Origin of the sequence: Dyella sp. RRB7, assembly GCF_022761115.1 — a bacterium.
GTDB lineage: Bacteria > Pseudomonadota > Gammaproteobacteria > Xanthomonadales > Rhodanobacteraceae > Dyella.
The window spans coordinates 249,564-266,084 of the sequence record NZ_JAKWJS010000001.1 but is presented as its reverse complement, the minus strand read 5'-3'; the positions used below and the strand labels follow the sequence as shown (position 1 = coordinate 266,084).

The 16,521-nt window shown below is 66.0% G+C and carries 19 protein-coding genes; 8 read left to right on the top strand and 11 right to left on the bottom strand.

Annotation, left to right across the window (positions count from 1 at the left end; genetic code table 11):
* The first annotated feature begins 72 nt into the window (after positions 1 to 72).
* From MJ606_RS01325 to MJ606_RS01295, 7 genes are all read left to right on the top strand, one after another.
* Positions 73 to 579: a chemotaxis protein CheW gene (locus tag MJ606_RS01325; protein ID WP_243047614.1), complete on the top strand. Its 507-nt coding sequence runs from the start codon at positions 73 to 75 to the stop codon at positions 577 to 579.
* 24 nt (positions 580 to 603) lie between these two features.
* Positions 604 to 2,316, top strand: coding sequence for a methyl-accepting chemotaxis protein (locus tag MJ606_RS01320; protein WP_243047612.1), 1,713 nt, complete (start codon positions 604 to 606; stop codon positions 2,314 to 2,316).
* A gap of 2 nt (positions 2,317 to 2,318) precedes the next feature.
* Entirely contained in the window at positions 2,319 to 3,197 is an 879-nt protein-coding gene (locus tag MJ606_RS01315; protein WP_243047610.1) for a protein-glutamate O-methyltransferase, read from the top strand.
* Entirely contained in the window at positions 3,194 to 3,850 is a 657-nt protein-coding gene (gene cheD / locus MJ606_RS01310; protein WP_243047608.1) for a chemoreceptor glutamine deamidase CheD, read from the top strand. Before MJ606_RS01315 ends, cheD begins: the two co-directional genes overlap by 4 nt.
* A 111-nt stretch (positions 3,851 to 3,961) precedes the next feature.
* Complete coding sequence (locus MJ606_RS01305; protein ID WP_243047606.1) at positions 3,962 to 5,059, top strand: chemotaxis response regulator protein-glutamate methylesterase; 1,098 nt, start codon at positions 3,962 to 3,964, stop codon at positions 5,057 to 5,059.
* 15 nt (positions 5,060 to 5,074) lie between these two features.
* Entirely contained in the window at positions 5,075 to 6,259 is a 1,185-nt protein-coding gene (locus MJ606_RS01300) for a methyl-accepting chemotaxis protein (RefSeq protein WP_243047604.1), read from the top strand.
* A 10-nt stretch (positions 6,260 to 6,269) separates the two neighbouring features.
* On the top strand, positions 6,270 to 6,572 hold the full coding sequence (locus MJ606_RS01295) for an STAS domain-containing protein (RefSeq protein WP_243047602.1): 303 nt from the start codon (positions 6,270 to 6,272) through the stop codon (positions 6,570 to 6,572).
* Positions 6,573 to 6,677: 105 nt separating this feature from the next.
* Here MJ606_RS01295 and MJ606_RS01290 read toward each other — a convergent pair whose 3' ends face one another.
* The 8 genes from MJ606_RS01290 to cdd all read right to left on the bottom strand — a co-directional run bounded on the left by MJ606_RS01290 (position 6,678) and on the right by cdd (position 13,657).
* Positions 6,678 to 7,763: a M48 family metallopeptidase gene (locus MJ606_RS01290; protein ID WP_243048554.1), complete on the bottom strand. Its 1,086-nt coding sequence runs from the start codon at positions 7,761 to 7,763 to the stop codon at positions 6,678 to 6,680.
* Positions 7,764 to 7,768: 5 nt separating this feature from the next.
* Positions 7,769 to 8,950 (bottom strand): YjgN family protein, encoded by a 1,182-nt coding sequence (locus MJ606_RS01285; protein WP_243047600.1) that lies wholly within the window; start codon positions 8,948 to 8,950, stop codon positions 7,769 to 7,771.
* Between the two features lie 120 nt (positions 8,951 to 9,070).
* Positions 9,071 to 10,267, bottom strand: coding sequence for a GGDEF domain-containing protein (locus MJ606_RS01280; RefSeq protein WP_243047599.1), 1,197 nt, complete (start codon positions 10,265 to 10,267; stop codon positions 9,071 to 9,073).
* A 203-nt stretch (positions 10,268 to 10,470) separates the two neighbouring features.
* Positions 10,471 to 10,833 carry a hypothetical protein gene (locus tag MJ606_RS01275; RefSeq protein ID WP_243047597.1) on the bottom strand — a complete coding sequence of 121 codons (363 nt, stop codon included), beginning with the start codon at positions 10,831 to 10,833 and terminating at the stop codon, positions 10,471 to 10,473.
* A 96-nt stretch (positions 10,834 to 10,929) separates the two neighbouring features.
* A complete protein-coding gene (locus tag MJ606_RS01270) occupies positions 10,930 to 11,505 on the bottom strand; it encodes an NUDIX hydrolase (RefSeq protein WP_243047595.1) in 576 nt (191 codons plus the stop codon).
* A gap of 152 nt (positions 11,506 to 11,657) precedes the next feature.
* Positions 11,658 to 12,557: a 5'-3' exonuclease H3TH domain-containing protein gene (locus MJ606_RS01265; RefSeq protein WP_243047593.1), complete on the bottom strand. Its 900-nt coding sequence runs from the start codon at positions 12,555 to 12,557 to the stop codon at positions 11,658 to 11,660.
* Positions 12,545 to 13,114, bottom strand: coding sequence for a nitroreductase (locus MJ606_RS01260; protein WP_243047591.1), 570 nt, complete (start codon positions 13,112 to 13,114; stop codon positions 12,545 to 12,547). Before MJ606_RS01260 ends, MJ606_RS01265 begins: the two co-directional genes overlap by 13 nt.
* A gap of 117 nt (positions 13,115 to 13,231) precedes the next feature.
* Positions 13,232 to 13,657, bottom strand: a complete 426-nt coding sequence (gene cdd / locus MJ606_RS01255; protein WP_343214784.1) for a cytidine deaminase — start codon at positions 13,655 to 13,657, stop codon at positions 13,232 to 13,234.
* Positions 13,658 to 13,809: 152 nt separating this feature from the next.
* On the opposite strand from cdd, the gene MJ606_RS01250 reads away from it, so the two are divergent.
* Positions 13,810 to 14,910 (top strand): NAD(P) transhydrogenase subunit alpha, encoded by a 1,101-nt coding sequence (locus MJ606_RS01250; protein ID WP_243047588.1) that lies wholly within the window; start codon positions 13,810 to 13,812, stop codon positions 14,908 to 14,910.
* 42 nt (positions 14,911 to 14,952) lie between these two features.
* Here the strand turns inward: MJ606_RS01250 and MJ606_RS01245 are convergent, their stop codons facing one another.
* The 3 genes from MJ606_RS01245 to MJ606_RS01235 are packed head-to-tail and all read right to left on the bottom strand — an operon-like array spanning position 14,953 to position 16,489.
* On the bottom strand, positions 14,953 to 15,516 hold the full coding sequence (locus MJ606_RS01245) for a DUF3106 domain-containing protein (RefSeq protein ID WP_243047586.1): 564 nt from the start codon (positions 15,514 to 15,516) through the stop codon (positions 14,953 to 14,955).
* Positions 15,517 to 15,518: 2 nt separating this feature from the next.
* A complete protein-coding gene (locus MJ606_RS01240) occupies positions 15,519 to 15,908 on the bottom strand; it encodes a hypothetical protein (RefSeq protein ID WP_243047584.1) in 390 nt (129 codons plus the stop codon).
* Complete coding sequence (locus MJ606_RS01235; protein WP_243047582.1) at positions 15,905 to 16,489, bottom strand: RNA polymerase sigma factor; 585 nt, start codon at positions 16,487 to 16,489, stop codon at positions 15,905 to 15,907. The genes MJ606_RS01240 and MJ606_RS01235 overlap by 4 nt, the downstream gene beginning before the upstream one ends.
* Positions 16,490 to 16,521: the final 32 nt, after the last annotated feature.

Sequence of the window (16,521 nt, the reverse complement as noted above, 5' to 3'; positions counted from 1 at the left end):
GTTTCCCCTTTTCCAGCCGATCCAGATTCCGAAAGGGGACCCAGCACGTGGGTCCCACCGACGAGGCAAACCATGTCCGACAACATCCGGAGCGAGGCGCTCCAGTCGCAGTACCTCACCGTCAACCTCGCCCATGAGGAATACGGCATCGACATCCTGGCGGTACGCGAGATTCGTGGCTGGACCCCGGTCACGCGTATTCCGCAGGCGCCGCACTACGTGCTGGGCGTACTCAACCTGCGTGGCGCCATCGTGCCGGTGATCGACATGCGCCTGCGCTTCGGCCTGGCGCGCGAGGAATACAACGCCACCACGGTCACGGTGATCGTGACGGTGGCGGGGCGCAACTTCGGCGTAGTGGTGGACGCCGTGTCGGACGTGCTCGACGTCACCACCGACGCGATCCGCCCCGTGCCTGACATGGGCACCGCGGTGGATACCGAATACCTCAAGGGACTGACTTCCGCCGGCGAGCGCATGGTGCTGCTGCTGGACGTGGACAAGCTCCTGCAGCCGCAGGATGCGCAAATGCTGGAGGCTGCGCTGCCCGCGGTCTCCGATGTGAAAGCCGTGGCCTGAACGATTTAGCAGGAAGTGGAATCAATGAAGAAGTTCACACTGAAAGTCCCCGAACTCTCCGTCCGCAACCGCCTGCGCGTGGTATTTGGCCTGCTGGGCCTGATGCTGATCGGCGGCGCGATCATCGGCCTGGGCTCCATGCAGCAACAGAACGACGGCATGGGCAAGATCTATGACGAAGAGATCGTGCCTACCCAGCTCGTCTCCCAGATCACCGCACACCAGCTGATGTCGTTCATTCTGCTGGGTGAGTCCGCCTCGCTGGTGAGCAAGCCGGATCAGGTCAAGGCCAAGCTGGCCGAGTACGACAAGCTGCAGGCGGAGTTGGGTGCGCTCAACAAGCAGCTCGCCGCCATCCCGATGAGCGATGGCGTCAAGAAGCACTTCAGCGACTGGCATTCCACCGATGCCGACTACGCCGACGCCAACAGTTCATTGGTCGACGCGCTCAAGCAGGGCGACACCGGTTCCAATGATCTGCTCGAAATGCAGGTGCGCCCGCTGCTGATGCAGCGCCAGGACTCGCTCGCGAAACTGGTGGACGCGCAGCGCGCCGACGCCAAGGAAATCTTCGACGCCCAGGTCGCGCGCTATCACCTGGTGCGCACGATCAGCCTGGTGGCGCTGTTCGCTGGCCTGCTGATTGCCGGCATCATGGCCGTGCTGCTGATGCGCTCCATCCTCAACACCCTGAGCCGTGCCGTCTCGGTGGCGCATGCCATCGCCTCGGGCCGGCTGGGCCATCGCATCACCACGCACCGCAAGGACGAGCTGGGCGAATTGCTCGATGCCCTGCGCACCATGGACGAGCGCCTGAGCAGCATCGTGGGCGAAGTGCGCCATGGTTCCGGCTCGGTCAGCTCCGCCGCGCAGCAGATCGCCCGCGGCAACGACGACCTGAGCCAGCGCACGCAGGAACAGGCCTCGAGCCTGGAAGAAACCGCCTCGTCGATGGAGGAAATGACCTCCACCGTCAAGCAGAACGCCGAGAACGCCAGCCATGCCAACCAGCTTGCCAGCGCCACGCGCCGTCAGGCGGAACACGGCGGCGAAGTGGCTGCGCAGGCCAGCACGGCGATGCGCGAGATCAACGAGTCCAGCCGCAAGATCTCCGACATCGTCAGCCTGATCGACGAGATCGCCTTCCAGACCAACCTGCTGGCGCTCAACGCCGCGGTGGAAGCCGCCCGTGCCGGCGAGCAGGGTCGCGGCTTTGCGGTGGTGGCCACCGAAGTGCGCAACCTGGCGCAGCGCAGTGCCGGCGCGGCCAAGGAGATCAAGGGCCTCATCAACGACAGCGCGGAGAAGGTACGCGTGGGTTCGTCGCTGGTGGACCAGTCGGGCAAGGCACTGGCCGAGATCGTGGACAGCGTGAAGAAGGTCACCGACATCGTGGCCGAGATCGCCGCGGCCAGCCAGGAGCAGTCGGCCGGTATCGACCAGGTCAACCACGCCGTGCTGCAGATGGACGAGATGACCCAGCAGAACGCCGCGCTGGTGGAAGAGGCCGCCGCCGCCGCCCGCGCCATGCACGAACAGGCCGGCGAACTGGCCCGCCAGGTCAGCTTCTTCCAGCTGGGCGAGCTGTCGGGTGAGCCGGCGACGGAGAAGGTCCGTACGAAAACCGTGATGGCCGAGGCCGAGGCCGTGTTCGCCGCGGTGCGCAATTCGCCTGCCGCGGCCCATCAGCCGCGCTCGGCCGAAGCGGCCGATGCCGGTAGCTGGAAGGAGTTCTGAGCATGACCATGCCCGCCACCCTCGATGGCAACACCGCTGTGGCGGGCATGAATGGTCCGACGCTGGGTGACAGCGAGTTCAGTTTCCTGCGCGCCTTTGTCTACGAGCACTGTGGCATTTCACTGGGCGAGCACAAGCGCCAGCTGGTGCAGGGCCGGTTGCTGCGTCGCCTGCGTGCGCTGAAGCTGCGCGATTTCCAGGGTTATTGCGAGCTGTTGCGGCGCGATCCGCACGCTGAACTCGGCGAGCTGGCCAGCGCCATCAGCACCAACGTCACGGCGTTCTTCCGTGAGTCGCATCACTTCGACCTGCTGACCAACGAATTGCTGCCGCGCTGGTTGGCCGAGAAGAAGCACGGCGGCCGCCTGCGCATCTGGTCGGCCGGCTGCGCCACCGGCGAAGAGCCGTACACGCTGGCCATCGTGCTGGCCGAGGCGCTGGAGAAGCACGGCGGCAACGTCGACGCCAAGATCCTGGCCACCGATCTTTCGCCGCAGGCATTGGAAACGGCGCGCAAGGGCGTGTATCCCATCGAGCGTCTCGAAGGCGTGAGTACCGAGCGTCGCCGCCGCTGGTTCCTGCGTGGCGAAGGCGAGTACGACCAGTACGCCTGCGTGCATCCGCGCCTGCGCGAGCTGGTCAGCATCCTGCCGCTGAACCTGCTGCACGACTGGCCGATGCAGGGTCCGTTCGACGCGATTTTCTGCCGTAACGTGGTCATCTATTTCGACAAGCCCACCAAGCAGCGCCTGTTCCAGCGCTATGCCGGCCTGCTGCCGGAGGGCGGTTACCTGTTTCTTGGCCATTCCGAGTCCATGTATGGACTCAATGACAGCTTTGACCTGATGGGACGCACGGTCTACCGGAAGCGCAGTGCATGAGCGTCCCCGCCGTCAATCTTCCCAGCGGTGCAAGCTACGATCCGGCGCGCGTGCTGCCCGGCTTCGAGCACCTGCGCCGCTTCTGGGACCCCGCGCATGCCTGCGTCACGGTGAAGGTGTTGCCCGGCGAGTTCTATGTGAGCCGGCAGGAGGAGATGATCTCCACCGTGCTCGGCTCCTGCGTGTCGGCCTGCATCTATGACACGCAGCGCGGCATCGGCGGCATGAACCATTTCATGTTGCCCGAGCCCATCGGCGAGCGTGGCGCCTGGGCCGATACCGTCGGTCGCGCGGCACGCTACGGCAACGACGCGATGGAACAGCTCATCAACGCCATCCTCAAGGCCGGTGGCCAGCGCGCGAACCTGCAAGTGAAGGTGTTCGGCGGCGGTCGCGTGCTGGCCACGATGACCGACATCGGCCAGCGCAACATCGCCTTCGTCAAGCGCTACCTGGAAGCGGAGCGGCTGGAAGTGCGCGCCGCCGATCTTGGCGACGTGCATCCGCGCCATGTGCAGTTTTTCCCCAGCACCGGCAAGGCGCGCGTGCGCCAGCTGCGTGGCCGCACCGATGGCGTGCTGGTCGACGGCGAGCGGCTGTATCTCAAGCGATTGGCAAACGATCCGATAAAGGGAGAGGTGGAGCTGTTCTAGCGCACTCGCGCAGCAACAGCCTCACATGGGCAGTATCCGGCGCCGACACGGGCCAGCGGGCGTGGGTTGCGACCCGTCCACACCGCACGACGAAGGCGAGACTTAAAGGCGATGGAAAGAGTACGTGTCCTGGTGGTCGATGATTCCGCACTCGTGCGGAAGCTGCTGTCGACCATGCTTTCGTGCGATCCGGGCATCGAAGTGGTGGGTACGGCGGCGGACCCGCTGATTGCCCGCGACAAGATCAAGCAGCTCAATCCGGATGTGCTCACGCTCGATGTGGAAATGCCGCGCATGGACGGCATTACCTTCCTCGAGAACCTCATGCGCCTGCGCCCGATGCCGGTGGTGATGGTGTCTTCGCTGACCCAGGAAGGCGCGGAGGTGACCTTGCGCGCGCTGGAACTGGGCGCGGTGGATTTCTTCACCAAGCCGAGCAACGACCTAGCCAGCACGTTTGCCGAGGGTGCACAGGAAATCTGCGCCAAGGTGAAGCTGGCGGCGCTGGCTCGGCCCCGCCAGCGCACCGCCGTGCGCAAGCTCGACGTGCCGCCGCGCCTGACCGCCGATGCGGTGCTGCCGCGCGCGCAGAGCGCCGGCACGCGCGGCGGCAGCCCGATCATCGCCATCGGCGCTTCCACCGGCGGCACCGAAGCCATTCGCGTGGTGCTGGAGGCGATGCCGCCCGATGCGCCGCCGATCGTCATCACCCAGCATATTCCGGCAGCCTTCAGTGGCCCGTTCGCCGCACGCATGGACGCCTGTTCGGCCATGCGCGTGTGCGAGGCGCGCGACGGCCAGCCGATCCAGCAGGGCCATGCCTATATCGCGCCGGGCAGCCAGCACCTGCTGGTGATGTGGGACGGCGCCAAATACGTGTGCCGCCTGCACAACGGCCCGCCGGTGAATCGTCACAAGCCGAGCGTGGACGTGCTGTTCCGCTCCATGGCGGCCAGCGTGGGCAAGGCGGCGGTAGCTGCGCTGCTTACCGGCATGGGCGACGACGGCGCGCGCGGCCTGCTGGAGTTGCAGCAGGGCGGCGCGCGCACGCTGGTGCAGGACGAGGAGTCTTCCGTGGTCTGGGGCATGCCCGGGGCCGCCTGGAAGCTCGGCGCCGCCAGCGAGAAATTGCCGCTCGACCACATTGCCGCGCGCCTGCTCGCGCTGGCCCATCAACCCATTCCACGCGCCGCCGTCGCGGCGCCCTGATCTGCGGATAAGCCCATGGATGCCATTCTCTCTTTCCTGCGCGTGCGCCCGGTCATCGGGTTGGGTGCCAGCGCCATCGCCCTGCTGCTGACCCTGCTATGGCCCTCGGCTTGGCTGGCGCCCGTGCTGATCGTGCTGCTGGCGGGCGCGTGGATCGTCGAGCTGCGCCGCGCCGCACCGATCGAGGAGCCGGTGATCGCCGCCTCGCTGGAGCATCACGCCCCCGTGCGCGAGGCGCTGGAAGAAGTGCGCAGCTCGCTGGTCGACGAGCTTGGCCACGCCACGCGCGAGCTGCACCAGGCGCTGGACCTGCTGCGCGACGCGGTGTCCGAGCTGGGCGGCGGCTTCGACGGCCTCTCGCGCAAGACCGGCATGCAGCAGTCGCTGCTGCGCCAGATCATCGATGCGCAGAACGAAGGCGTCTCCGTGCAGGATTTCGCTGCGCGCACCGGCGATCTGCTGGAACACTTCGTCGGCATGGTGGTGCAGATGTCGCGCGAGAGCCTGCGCATCGTCTACCGCATCGACGGCATGGCCAAGGAAATGGACGCGGTGTTCGGCCTGCTCAAGAACGTCAACACCATCGCCGAGGAAACCAACCTGCTGGCGCTCAATGCCGCCATTGAAGCGGCACGTGCGGGCGAATCGGGTCGTGGCTTCGCGGTAGTGGCGGGCGAGATCCGCAACCTGGCCAGCCATTCCAACCAGTTCAACGAGCAGATCGGCAGCCACGTCGAGCGCGCCCGCACCGCGATGGAACAGCTGCGCGGACTGGTCGGCACCATGGCCTCGCAGGATCTCAACGTGGCGCTGTCCGCCAAGGGCGGCATCGACGCCATGATGGCGCACGTCACCGAAAGCGATGCACGCACCAGCGCGGTGGCCGACCAGGTGGTCGAGATCAACCGCGGCCTGGGCACCGACGTTTCCACCACCATCCGTTCGCTGCAGTTCGAGGACATCCTGAGCCAGCTGATCAACCAGACGCGCGTGCGCCTGGTGGAGCTGCAGGAAATCACCACCGAGTGCACCCGCGACATCGAGGAGCTCGCCTGCAACCCGATCGACGCCGACCTGCTGGCCCAGCGGGCCGAACGCGTGCGCAGCCGCCTGGCCATCCAGCGCGAGAAGGCACGCCTGCGCTCCCGTGGCCCGGCATTGCAGAACTCGATGGATGCCGGCGAGATCGAACTGTTCTGAGGAATCGACCATGAGCCTGACCGTCCACCACGACCCCGAACAAGACTGCGTCACCCTGCAACTGGGCGAGCGCTTCGACTTCAGCGTCCACCGCGATTTCCACGATGCCTGCCTGGGTGGTCGCGCCGCGCGCAGCTATGTGATCGACCTGGGCGAGGTGTCCAGCATGGACAGCTCCGCGCTGGGCATGCTGATGCTGTTGCGCGAGCATGCAGGGGCGGACCGCGCCGAGATCCGCATCGTGAATGCGGGCAGCAGCCTGCGGGGCACGTTGCGAGTGGCGGGGTTCGACAAGTTGTTCGTGTTGCACTGATTCGTGCTGCTTGTCTGAGTGCATTGGGTGCTTGGTTGTGGCGTGATCGCCAGGCTGCCGCCCGCCGCGTAGGCGGCACCCTGGCCACAACGCCGACCCTACTCATCATTCCTGCGTTGCCCCTGCATCCCCCGCACCAGCAACCCCTGATCCCCCTTGCGCCGCCCGAAATGCCCGTGACGCCGCATTGGCCCTGGCGATGCGTTCCTCGTCCAAGGGATGGCTGGATATATAACGCAGCCCCTTGGCTCCCTGTAGCTCTGGGTGCGCCTTCTCCAGCGCCTGCATCGCATGCACGAAGGCCACTGGATCGATGCCCTGGCTTGCCAGCGCGCGAAAGGCGAAGTCGTCGGCGTCTTGCTCGAAGCGGCGCGTGTAGTGGCTGTCGACCAGAAACACCGGAATACTCGCCGACATGCCACCCAGCGAGGTGACATCACCCATCAGCATGCCGGCAACGATAAACACGCCGGAACTGCGCAGTACCTGCCGCATCATGTGGTGGCCCGCCTGATGGCCAAGCTCGTGCGCGATGACGGCGATGAAGGCCTGGTCATCCGGTACCGCGCGGGCCAGCGCGTCGGTGAATACGATGGTGCCGTCGGGCAGGGCAAAGGCGTTGGCGCCAATGGCGGGGGCGAGATAAAAACGTAGCCGCACCGCAGGCAAGCCCGGCACGCCGTTGACGAAGTGCCAAAACACCGACTGCAGATGCGACTGACGGTCTGGGCCGAGCCTTGTAGGTAGCAATATCCGGCCTTCCAGTGCCGCCAGCGATTGCTTGCCCATCGAGGTCTCCAGCGCCTGCGGCATATGGGCGGCAATGCGGTCGGCCGCCCACGGCAGTCCATACTCGAATAGCCCAAGCAACGACGCCACCACCACGACTACGCCTACCAGCGCGGCGATCCAGCGGCGCTCCAGCCAGTCCACCAGCTGTTCCAGGCGATGGTGGCGCGGAAACCAGTCCGCAGGCAGCAGATCATGATCGACCTGCAGGTGGCCACCGTCCGCCAGGCGCAGTACGAACGGCACGCCGGCGACCCGTGCACTGGGCTCGACCGAATCCAATGGTGCACTCCATTCGTGGCTGCGCTCCGGCGTGCGCCAGCGCAGCGTGCCCTCCTCGCGCCACAGGGAAACCGGCGTGGCGCGACTGGAACATCCGTCGAAATAGACCGCCGGAATCATTGCCGTCACAGGCCGATGTCGATACCCAGCAAGCTGTCCATCTCGGTTCCCGTGGCACCGACCTCGCCATGGGCGAAGGCGTCGCGGACAAAATCGCTGAGATCGCCGTCACCGACGATGGCCAGATGAGCGGCGCGATAGCGCGCCAGGCGGATGCGTGCCCACGGTATGGCCAGACCGATGGAGCACACGATGGCCAGTGCGTTGGTGAGGTACAGGCCAAGCATCGGCCAGTACGCGAGGGTTGAGCTGAAGCTGTACAAACCTAGCCGCGCCTGGTTGTAGAGCATATTGGTCATGCGCACCTGCGCGTAGGTCCAAACCCCCAGGTACGTGGGAGCCATGCAGGCATAGACGATGGCGACGAAGGTCAGTGGCGGCGTCTTGGGGTTGAACGGTTGCGCATGCCCTTTCGCAATGCCGGCGATGATCAGCCCAAGCAGCAGCGCGGTTGGCACGAACCACGCCAGCGATACCGCAACGGCCTTGAGGTACACGCCGTAGTAGTTGCCGATGTTGCCCTTGAAGCGAAACGATTTCCCGCCGAAATGGTGATGCTCGATCATCCACTGCTGTTGGTTGCCCTTGATCCAGGGGTAGATGCCGGTGAAGGCGGCGAAGGCGATCAGCAGGCCCATCGTCGGATGCCCGCCTGCCGCGAGCACGACCACCAGGATCATCGGAATGCCCAGCAGCAGGTAGACCAGCAGATACCACTGGTAGGCCCCGCCGTAGTCGTTGGTGAAGTAGAAGCGCAGGCCGCGCCACGACGAATAGCGGGCGCGAAACATCAGGCTCTTGACGATCATCCAGGGCATGAATGCGCCTACCAACAACGCGGCGCCCAATTGCAGCGGTTTGGAGATATGCCCGGCCAGCGCGTAGAGCGCGAAAATGAAAGCCGTCAGCAGGCGCCCCTTCAGAATCGGCAACGGCCGCGCCAGGTATTCAAACGGTGTGTCCGCGAGCGTGGTGCTCGAATACATGTAGCGTCGCGTACGTACGGTGGCCCAGGCCGAATAGATACCCAGCGTGACCAGGCTCAGCGCGACGTTGACGATCCAGATGCGGAAATAGTCTTTGGCGTTGCCGGCAAATTCCAGGTGGCGTGCCCTGCTGGCGTAGCGGGCAGGTGCAGCATCCATTTCGGGCAGGTACACGCCCGAGGCCATGGTCTCGTCATGCATATCCTTGGATCCCCTGTGCTTTGAATGCTTCCCCCCGGAAGCGAGGGCAGCATATCCGAGAATTCGCCGCTCAATGGGGTCAAGAACTTACGTTTGTGTAGGGCAATTCTGAAACTGGCGTCAGCAACGCAAGTCGCCTGCTTGGGCGAAGGGCAGATCGTCGATGTCCGCCGAGCTGACCCCATTACGCCCGTCAAACTTGGTCCGATACATCGCCTCATCCGCCTGGCGCACCAGCTGCTCGAAGCGCACACCGGGCCGCGCCGCGGCCACGCCGATGCTGGCGGTGACGGGAATGGACTGGTTGTCGATGCGGGCGTGGGAGTGGGCCAGGGTATGGCGCAGCTTTTCGGCGAGGTCCATGGCCTGGACAAGTGTGGTTTCCGGCAACGCCAGCACGAACTCCTCGCCGCCGTAGCGGCTGGCCAGGCAGCCGGATGCGCGCGTCAGCTCGCGCACGATGGCGGTGACATGCCGAAGCACGGCGTCGCCGGCATCGTGTCCCCAGGTGTCATTGATCTGCTTGAAATGATCGAGATCGAAGATCAGCAGGGCGAATGGCTGGCCTCGCTGCATGCAGCGGGCGAGCGAGGCACGTCCTTCGGCGACGATGGCGCTGCGATTGAGCAGGCCAGTTAGGCCATCGGTACGCGCGGCGCGGCCCAGGTCCACCATCAATCGCTCGGTGACCAGTTGCAACAGCGCAAAGTAGGTTGCCAGGCCGGTCAGGATGCCCAGCACGTAGGTGGCGGCGATGGGAGAGCCGGCTTTCATCAGGTCCTGGCCGGCGCCCGGCGCCAGCGGCATGAACAGGCGACCGAAGAAAAAGACGGCGTTGACCAGCATGATCGCACCGGCGATGCGGCAGCTGGTGCGAATTTCGGACTCGGCGTAACGAAGCAGCAGGTAGGCATTGGCCAGGTAGAAGATCACTGCCTGCAGGCTGCCCAGCACGATGCGCATGTGCAGGTCGGGCGTGACGAAGGTGAGCCAGGCGCTGAAGCCCGTGTAGATGAGCACGAAGCCGATCGGCCATCGCCAGCGCAGCGGTTGGCCAAGGTGCCTGGCGATGCCTTTCATCACGATGACATTGGATAGCACCACCAGGCCGTTGCCGATCACGACCGAACCGAGGTCTGGAATCCGGTGGCGCAAACCGATCAGCAGCATGCCCGCCGTGCCTATCCACAGGGCGGCCACCCATGTGCGCAACACCATCTGGTTGTGCAGCACGGTCATCAGCGAGGTAAAACCGATCGAGGCCCCGATGCCCATCAGAAGGCTGATGAAGGCCAGGGTCGGTATGTCCAGGTACATGGCGCTCTCTTGTGCCGCCGTTCCATGGCCCTGCCCGAAGGCAGGGGGCCACCATGGAGCGAGGTCGGCGTTATTGGTCGACAGTGTATCGGCCAGGTGCGCGAAACTTGAGCTGCGTCACAAAAATGAGCGCAAGGGAAGGCCAGGGGATAAAAAAAGAGGCCCCTTGCGGGGCCTCAAGCAAAGCCAAGTTCAAAAGGGCATTACCAGGTACGCACGTCGGCCACGCCGACGGTGTAGGACTGCATCTCGGGGTCGAAGCGGAACAGACGGCCAAGGTCGAAGTCCACCGACTGGCCAGGACCGATATTGGTGGTGCCTGCCGGCCAGCCCTTCTTGGACTGCAGCACCTTGCCGGACCCGTCCTTGGCGTCGATCGAGATCTGCGCGGCGGCGGGCTCGGCGCAATGGTTCACCAGCTGGCCGCTGAGGCTCAGGCGGGCCCCCATGCCGCTGCCGACGACCTTCATCTTGAAGTCCTGCACGGCGAAGTCGGTAGGGGCGCAGGCGGCGTGCGCGGCCAGCGGGGCAAACAGGAGCAGGGCAGAGGCGATCAGGGTCTTCATAGCGGTATCCGTCGATGGGGTCAGGTCGGAAAGGGAAACGACATGACAAACATCGGCGGGTCCGGCAGATTCTTTAGTGACGCCTCCGCTTTGCGTTCAGCCAGGCAGGTCGATCCCGGTGTGCTCGATGAACCACAGGCCCGCAAACAGTTTCGGGTCGATCGAATAGCCCTCGGCCGCGCGTGCGAACAACCAGTGGCCCGCCTCCTTGCGTGGCACTTCGTGCACCACGATGTTCTCGGTTTCGTCGCCGCCGCCCGGGCCGACCTTCTCCAGGCCCCAGGCACGTACGAAGGTGATCATCTCGGTGCTCATGCCGGATGAGGATGGCCCCTCATGCACGAATTCCAGCCGCTGGCAGCGGTAGCCGGTTTCCTCCTCCAGCTCGCGGCCGGCGGCCAGCAGCGGATCCTCGTCGGCATGGGCGTGCAGGTCGCCCACCAGCCCTGCCGGCATCTCGATGGTGTTCTTCAGGATCGACACCCGGTATTGCTCGACGAACAGCACCTTGTCCTCCGGGGTCACTGCCAGGATGATCACCGCCCCGCCGGGATTGTTGCGCTCGGCAAACTCCCAACGGCCGCGCTTGCGCAGGCTGAGCCACTTGCCGACATAAAGGGTTTCCACCGGGGCGCTGGCGTCGGCGGGGATACGGCTGTCTGGATGATTCATCGGCATCGCATGCGGGCGGTAAGGTGCCCGCATGTTGCCGCGCCCATGTGGCAGCTACAACCTCTTGCCGCCATCCCCGTAGATATTCATCGCCGCAGGTGGACCTGCTCCGGGCTGCGGGTGCCATCCGTGGGCAATGCGGGCGCGATGCCTCAGCCGATCAGGGCTTTCAATCGATTGCGCGTCAGCGGCCCGAAGCGCAGGCGTTCGCATAACGCCTCGATGGCTTCCATCTCGCCTGGCGTGCGTCGCAGCGCATCGGCTTCCGCGGCCACCGGGGCATCCAGCGCAATGCGTGTCAGCCGTCTATACATCCGTGCAGCTTGCGCATGTTCGCGCAGTTTCACCGCGCAACTGGCGGCGCCGCGCAGGCGCAGGAACGGCACCTCGTCCACCCGGTCGAGCAACGCATCGAGGCTGCCGAAGTGCGCCAGCAGTACTGCAGCGGTCTTGGCGCCGATGCCGGGCACGCCGGGGATGTTGTCCACCGCGTCGCCGCACAGGGCGAGGTAATCGGCCACCTGGTGCGGATGCACGCCCAGCCGCTCATGCACGCCGGCCGGTCCCCAACGCATGCCGCGCGCGTAGTCCCACTGTTCGTCGTGTTCGCCGAGCAACTGGCCGAAGTCCTTGTCGGCCGACACGATCACGCTGCGGAAACCATGTCCGCGCAGGCTCCACAGCGCGCTGCCGATCAGGTCGTCGGCCTCGTAGGTGTGGTCGATCAGCACCGGCACGCCGAGCGCTTGCGTCACCTCGCGGCACAGCACGAACTGGCGCTCCAGGTCCGGCGGCGGCAGTTCGCGGTTGGCTTTGTAGGCGGGATAGATGGCGTTGCGGAACGAGGTGGTCAGCGAGGCATCGAAAGCCACCGCCAGATGCCCGGGGTTCACCCGCTCCAGCAATTCGCACAGGAAGCGGGTGAAGCCATGCACGGCGTTGACCGGATGGCCGTCCGCATCGTGGAACTCGTCGGGCATCGAATGCCAGGCACGGAACACGTACAGGCTGCCGTCGATCAGGTGGGCGGCGGGGCGGTTCACGGCGTCCATGTGCTGAGCACGTCGGCAAGGGCGGGGCGGTCACGATCCGGGACGTCGATCTGGGATGTGCCGATGTGGACGAAGCCGATCACCTGCTCGTTGTCGGCCAGTCCCAGGATGGCGGCTGCTTCGCGGTTGTAGGCCGCCCAGCCGGTAAGCCATTGCGCGCCGTAACCCAGCGCCTCGGCGCCGAGCAGCAGGTTGTAGGCGACGCAGCCGGCACTGAGCTGCTGCTCGATCACCGGCACCTGGCTGTCCGCATCGATGCGGGCAACCACGGCCACCACCAGCGGTGCGAAGGCGTAGCGCGTGCGCTCCTTCTCGCGCTTGGATTCGGGCAGGTCCGGATGCAGGCGCAGCGACAGCGCCGCCAGTCGCTCGCCGAAGGTCAGCTTGGCGGCGCCTTGCAGCAGGATCAGGCGGAACGGTTGCAGTTTGCCGTGATCCGGCACGCGGATCGCCGCTTCAAGCAGCGCATGCAGCGTGGCGCCTGCCGGTGCCGGTTCGCCAAGCTGGCGGGACGGGGCCGAGTGGCGTTGCAGCAGCAGGGAAAGGGGATTGGACATGGCAGGATCTGGCAAGGCAAACGTGCATGCTAATCCGCCGCGGGTTCATAGGCGAATGCGGGCGACGTCCGGCAGCCCGTACTCCGGGCTGCGCGAGGCACGGGGCCTGTGCTGGCGTCAGGCGTTCACGGCGAGCCGGAAGGACCCCGGCAACAGCGCGCCCACCGTGGTTTCCTGCACGACGCCGTTGAGATTGCCCAGCCATACGGGCATGTCCTCGCGGCATAGCTCGGCCATCACCTGGCGGCAGGCACCGCAGGGACTGATCGGGCCCTGCGTATCGCCGATCACCGCCAGGGCCTCGAAATCGCCTGGCTTGCAACCCGCCGCCACGGCGGTGAACAGCGCGGTGCGTTCGGCGCAGTTGCACAGCCCATAGGAGGCGTTTTCCACGTTACAGCCACTGAAGTGGCGACCATCGCGGGTCACCAGGGCGGCCCCCACCAGGAAGCGGGAGTAGGGCGCATACGCCTGTTCGCGCGCCTGGCGCGCCATCGTCAACAACACATCGGGAGCAACCTGCACGGACATCGGGATCTCCATTGCGTGACCCCGTGACCTCGACGGCCAAGCGTGCCTTCGAAGTTGGCGGTGGATCAGTCTAACCCTGTCGGGTAGGTCAGCGGCAAGGGGCGGTGGCTGGCCTGGCGGGGCATCGGCTACGATGCGGAGACCTTTTCGCTGGGGAATGCACGATGCCGATCACCGTGGCTGCATTGCGCGAAACCGCCGCTGGCGAACGCCGCGTGGCGATTACACCCGAAGTGGCGAAGAAACTGCGCGGCAAGAGTCTGCGCGTATTGCTGGAACATGGCGCCGGAGAGGCGGCCGGCTTTCCCGACGACAGCTATGCGGAGGTCGATTTTGCCGACGCGGCGGGCGTGCTCGCGCAGGCCGACCTGCTGGCCTGCGTATTGCCTCCCGACGACAGCGTGTGGCCGCAACTGCGCGAAGGCGCCATCGTGGTGGGGCAGCTTCGCCCCTACGGCGCGGCAGCCCGCATCGTCGCCATGGGCAAGCGCCGGCTCACCGCGTTTGCGCTGGAACTGCTGCCGCGCACCACGCGCGCCCAGGCCATGGACGTGCTCAGCTCGCAGGCCGCAGTGGCGGGTTATCGCGCCATGCTGATCGCCGCCGAAGCGGCGCCCAAGTTCTTTCCCATGCTGACCACGGCGGCCGGCACCATCCGACCCTCCCGCGTGCTGGTCATCGGCGCCGGCGTGGCCGGCCTGCAGGCCATCGCCACCGCGCGCCGGCTGGGCGCGCAGACCGAGGGCTACGACGTGCGGCCCGAAACCCGCGAGCAGGTGGAGTCGCTGGGCGCGAAGTTCCTGGAGCTGGGTGTCAGCGCGGCCGGCAGCGGCGGTTATGCGCGCGAGTTGTCGGCGGAAGAACGCGCCGCGCAGCAGCAGGCCCTGGCCGAACACCTCAAGGCGGTGGACGTGATCGTGACCACCGCGGCAGTGCCGGGCCGGCCATCGCCCAAAATCCTGACCGCCGCCATGGTCGATGGCATGAAACCCGGCGCACTGATCGTCGACCTCGCCGCCGAGGGCGGTGGCAACTGCGAGCTGACCCGGCCGGGCGAGCGGGTGGAGCACCACGGCGTGGTGATCCTGGGCCCGCTCAACCTGCCGGCCGGCGCCCCGCTGCACGCCTCGGAGATGATCGCGCGCAACATCTACAACTTTGTCGAATTGCTGGTGCAGGGCGAGGCGCTGGCGCCGGACTTCAACGATGAGCTGGTCGCCAAGAGCTGCGTGACGCGCAACGGCGAGCCCCACTTCCAGGGCTAGCCGGCACGGATACGAAAAACCCCGCATCGGCGGGGTTTTTCTTCAGTGTCGCGGCGAGCCGCCGGGCGGCCCATGCGGGGCCGGCCCATCATGCCCGTCGTGGAAAGGCGCCGGTCCATCGTGCATTTCCTGACGCCACTGGCGCAGCAACAGCTCGCGCTGATCCGGCGGCAGTTGCTGGAAGTGCTGGAACGCCGCATGCAGTCGTTCGCGCTCTGCCGGCGGCAACTCCTGGAAGCGACGGCTGTTCTCGCTGGCCTGCTCGCGCTGCTCGGGGGTCATTTTCTGCCATTGGTCGATCCGCTTGCGGATCTCCTCACGCTGCTCCGGCGGCAGTGATTTCCATTGCTGGGCGCGCTGCAGCATGCGGGCCTGGCGATCGGGCGGAAACGAATTCCACTTGTCCGCCAGCGGCGCGAGGATGTCGCGCTCGGCCGGACTCAGGCTTTGCCACGGACGCGGCGCTGGCGGCGGACCCGGCGGTGCGCCCGGCGGCGGACCGGGAGGAAAGCCCCCGGGCGGCCCGTTCTGTGCGATAGCGGTAGAAGCGATGCCGCTCAGCCCAACGGCCAACAGCAGCGGCATGAAGATACGGCTTCGACGCATGATCACCTGCTCGCCTGGCTGTTGCCGTTCTTGGCCAGCCAGCCATAGAAATCCATGTTCTGGTACAGCGCGGGGTCGGCCGCTGCGGCGTCGGGCGGCAGGTCGCCATCCGTATCGGCGACCGTTGCCGACAGCGTCCCCACGGGGGCGCCGCTGGTGGGGTTCTCGGCCGGGGAGGACAGCATCAGCGCGGCAAAGGCAATGGCCGCGAACGCACCTGCCGGCAACAGCAACTGCAACAGGCGATGGGCAAACGATGATCCATCGGCACCAGCCAGCGCCGAGCGCCGCGCGGCGCGCAGGCGGGCAGCCGTTGCCGGGTCGATTTGGCGCGCAGCCTCGCGATAAAGCTCACGGGCGCGGCGTTCGAGGTGGTCAGCAGGCGCATTCATCGCCATTCCTCCAGTTGGTCGCGCAGACGTTGCAGCGCGCGCGACAGGTGTGTTTTCACGCTCCCTTCCGAACAACCCATGGCCTGGGCCGTCTCCGCAACATCCAGGCCTTCCAGCACGCGCAGCATGAAAGCTTCGCGTTGCCGCTGTGGCAGCAGCTTCACCGCCGCCGCCATATCAGCATACGACTGCGCATCATGCAGCCGCTCCAAAGGACCCGGCGAGTTGTCGGCGGGCTCCCACATCGGCAGCTCGTCGCCATCCTCGTCGCGCCCACCCAGCCAGCCCACCATGATCGAGCGCACCTTGCGGCGACGCTGCAGATCCACGATGCGCCGGCGCAGGATGCCCCAGAACAGCGGCGTCCATTCCTGGGCGGGCTTGTCGCTGTAGTGCTTGACCAGCCGGAGCATGGCGTCCTGCACGGCGTCCAGCGCGTCCTCCCGATGACCCAGGTTCAGTTCGGCCATGCGGAATGCGCGCCGTTCCACCTGCGCCAGGAAAGCATCCATCGAGGCGGGCACCGCGCGGATGTCTTCGGTCAACAGCTCGGCTTCCAGTGTGGAAACGGCGCTATTCATGGCGTCATCGTCCGCTTCGCCGGATCGGGCAT

Bases quoted from the DNA above. Each gene is read 5' to 3' on its own strand.
- MJ606_RS01270 (WP_243047595.1), bottom strand. From the start codon at position 11,505: ATGAATCATCCAGACAGCCGTATCCCCGCCGACGCCAGCGCCCCGGTG.
- MJ606_RS01250 (WP_243047588.1), top strand. From the start codon at position 13,810: ATGCCGATCACCGTGGCTGCATTGCGCGAAACCGCCGCTGGCGAACGC.
- cdd (WP_343214784.1), bottom strand. From the start codon at position 13,657: ATGGAGATCCCGATGTCCGTGCAGGTTGCTCCCGATGTGTTGTTGACG.
- MJ606_RS01300 (WP_243047604.1), top strand. From the start codon at position 5,075: ATGGATGCCATTCTCTCTTTCCTGCGCGTGCGCCCGGTCATCGGGTTG.
- MJ606_RS01305 (WP_243047606.1), top strand. From the start codon at position 3,962: ATGGAAAGAGTACGTGTCCTGGTGGTCGATGATTCCGCACTCGTGCGG.
- MJ606_RS01240 (WP_243047584.1), bottom strand. From the start codon at position 15,908: ATGAATGCGCCTGCTGACCACCTCGAACGCCGCGCCCGTGAGCTTTAT.
- MJ606_RS01290 (WP_243048554.1), bottom strand. From the start codon at position 7,763: ATGATTCCGGCGGTCTATTTCGACGGATGTTCCAGTCGCGCCACGCCG.
- MJ606_RS01245 (WP_243047586.1), bottom strand. From the start codon at position 15,516: ATGCGTCGAAGCCGTATCTTCATGCCGCTGCTGTTGGCCGTTGGGCTG.
- MJ606_RS01295 (WP_243047602.1), top strand. From the start codon at position 6,270: ATGAGCCTGACCGTCCACCACGACCCCGAACAAGACTGCGTCACCCTG.
- MJ606_RS01320 (WP_243047612.1), top strand. From the start codon at position 604: ATGAAGAAGTTCACACTGAAAGTCCCCGAACTCTCCGTCCGCAACCGC.
- cheD (WP_243047608.1), top strand. From the start codon at position 3,194: ATGAGCGTCCCCGCCGTCAATCTTCCCAGCGGTGCAAGCTACGATCCG.
- MJ606_RS01260 (WP_243047591.1), bottom strand. From the start codon at position 13,114: ATGTCCAATCCCCTTTCCCTGCTGCTGCAACGCCACTCGGCCCCGTCC.
- MJ606_RS01285 (WP_243047600.1), bottom strand. From the start codon at position 8,950: ATGCATGACGAGACCATGGCCTCGGGCGTGTACCTGCCCGAAATGGAT.
- MJ606_RS01315 (WP_243047610.1), top strand. From the start codon at position 2,319: ATGACCATGCCCGCCACCCTCGATGGCAACACCGCTGTGGCGGGCATG.
- MJ606_RS01235 (WP_243047582.1), bottom strand. From the start codon at position 16,489: ATGAATAGCGCCGTTTCCACACTGGAAGCCGAGCTGTTGACCGAAGAC.
- MJ606_RS01325 (WP_243047614.1), top strand. From the start codon at position 73: ATGTCCGACAACATCCGGAGCGAGGCGCTCCAGTCGCAGTACCTCACC.
- MJ606_RS01265 (WP_243047593.1), bottom strand. From the start codon at position 12,557: ATGGACGCCGTGAACCGCCCCGCCGCCCACCTGATCGACGGCAGCCTG.
- MJ606_RS01275 (WP_243047597.1), bottom strand. From the start codon at position 10,833: ATGAAGACCCTGATCGCCTCTGCCCTGCTCCTGTTTGCCCCGCTGGCC.
- MJ606_RS01280 (WP_243047599.1), bottom strand. From the start codon at position 10,267: ATGTACCTGGACATACCGACCCTGGCCTTCATCAGCCTTCTGATGGGC.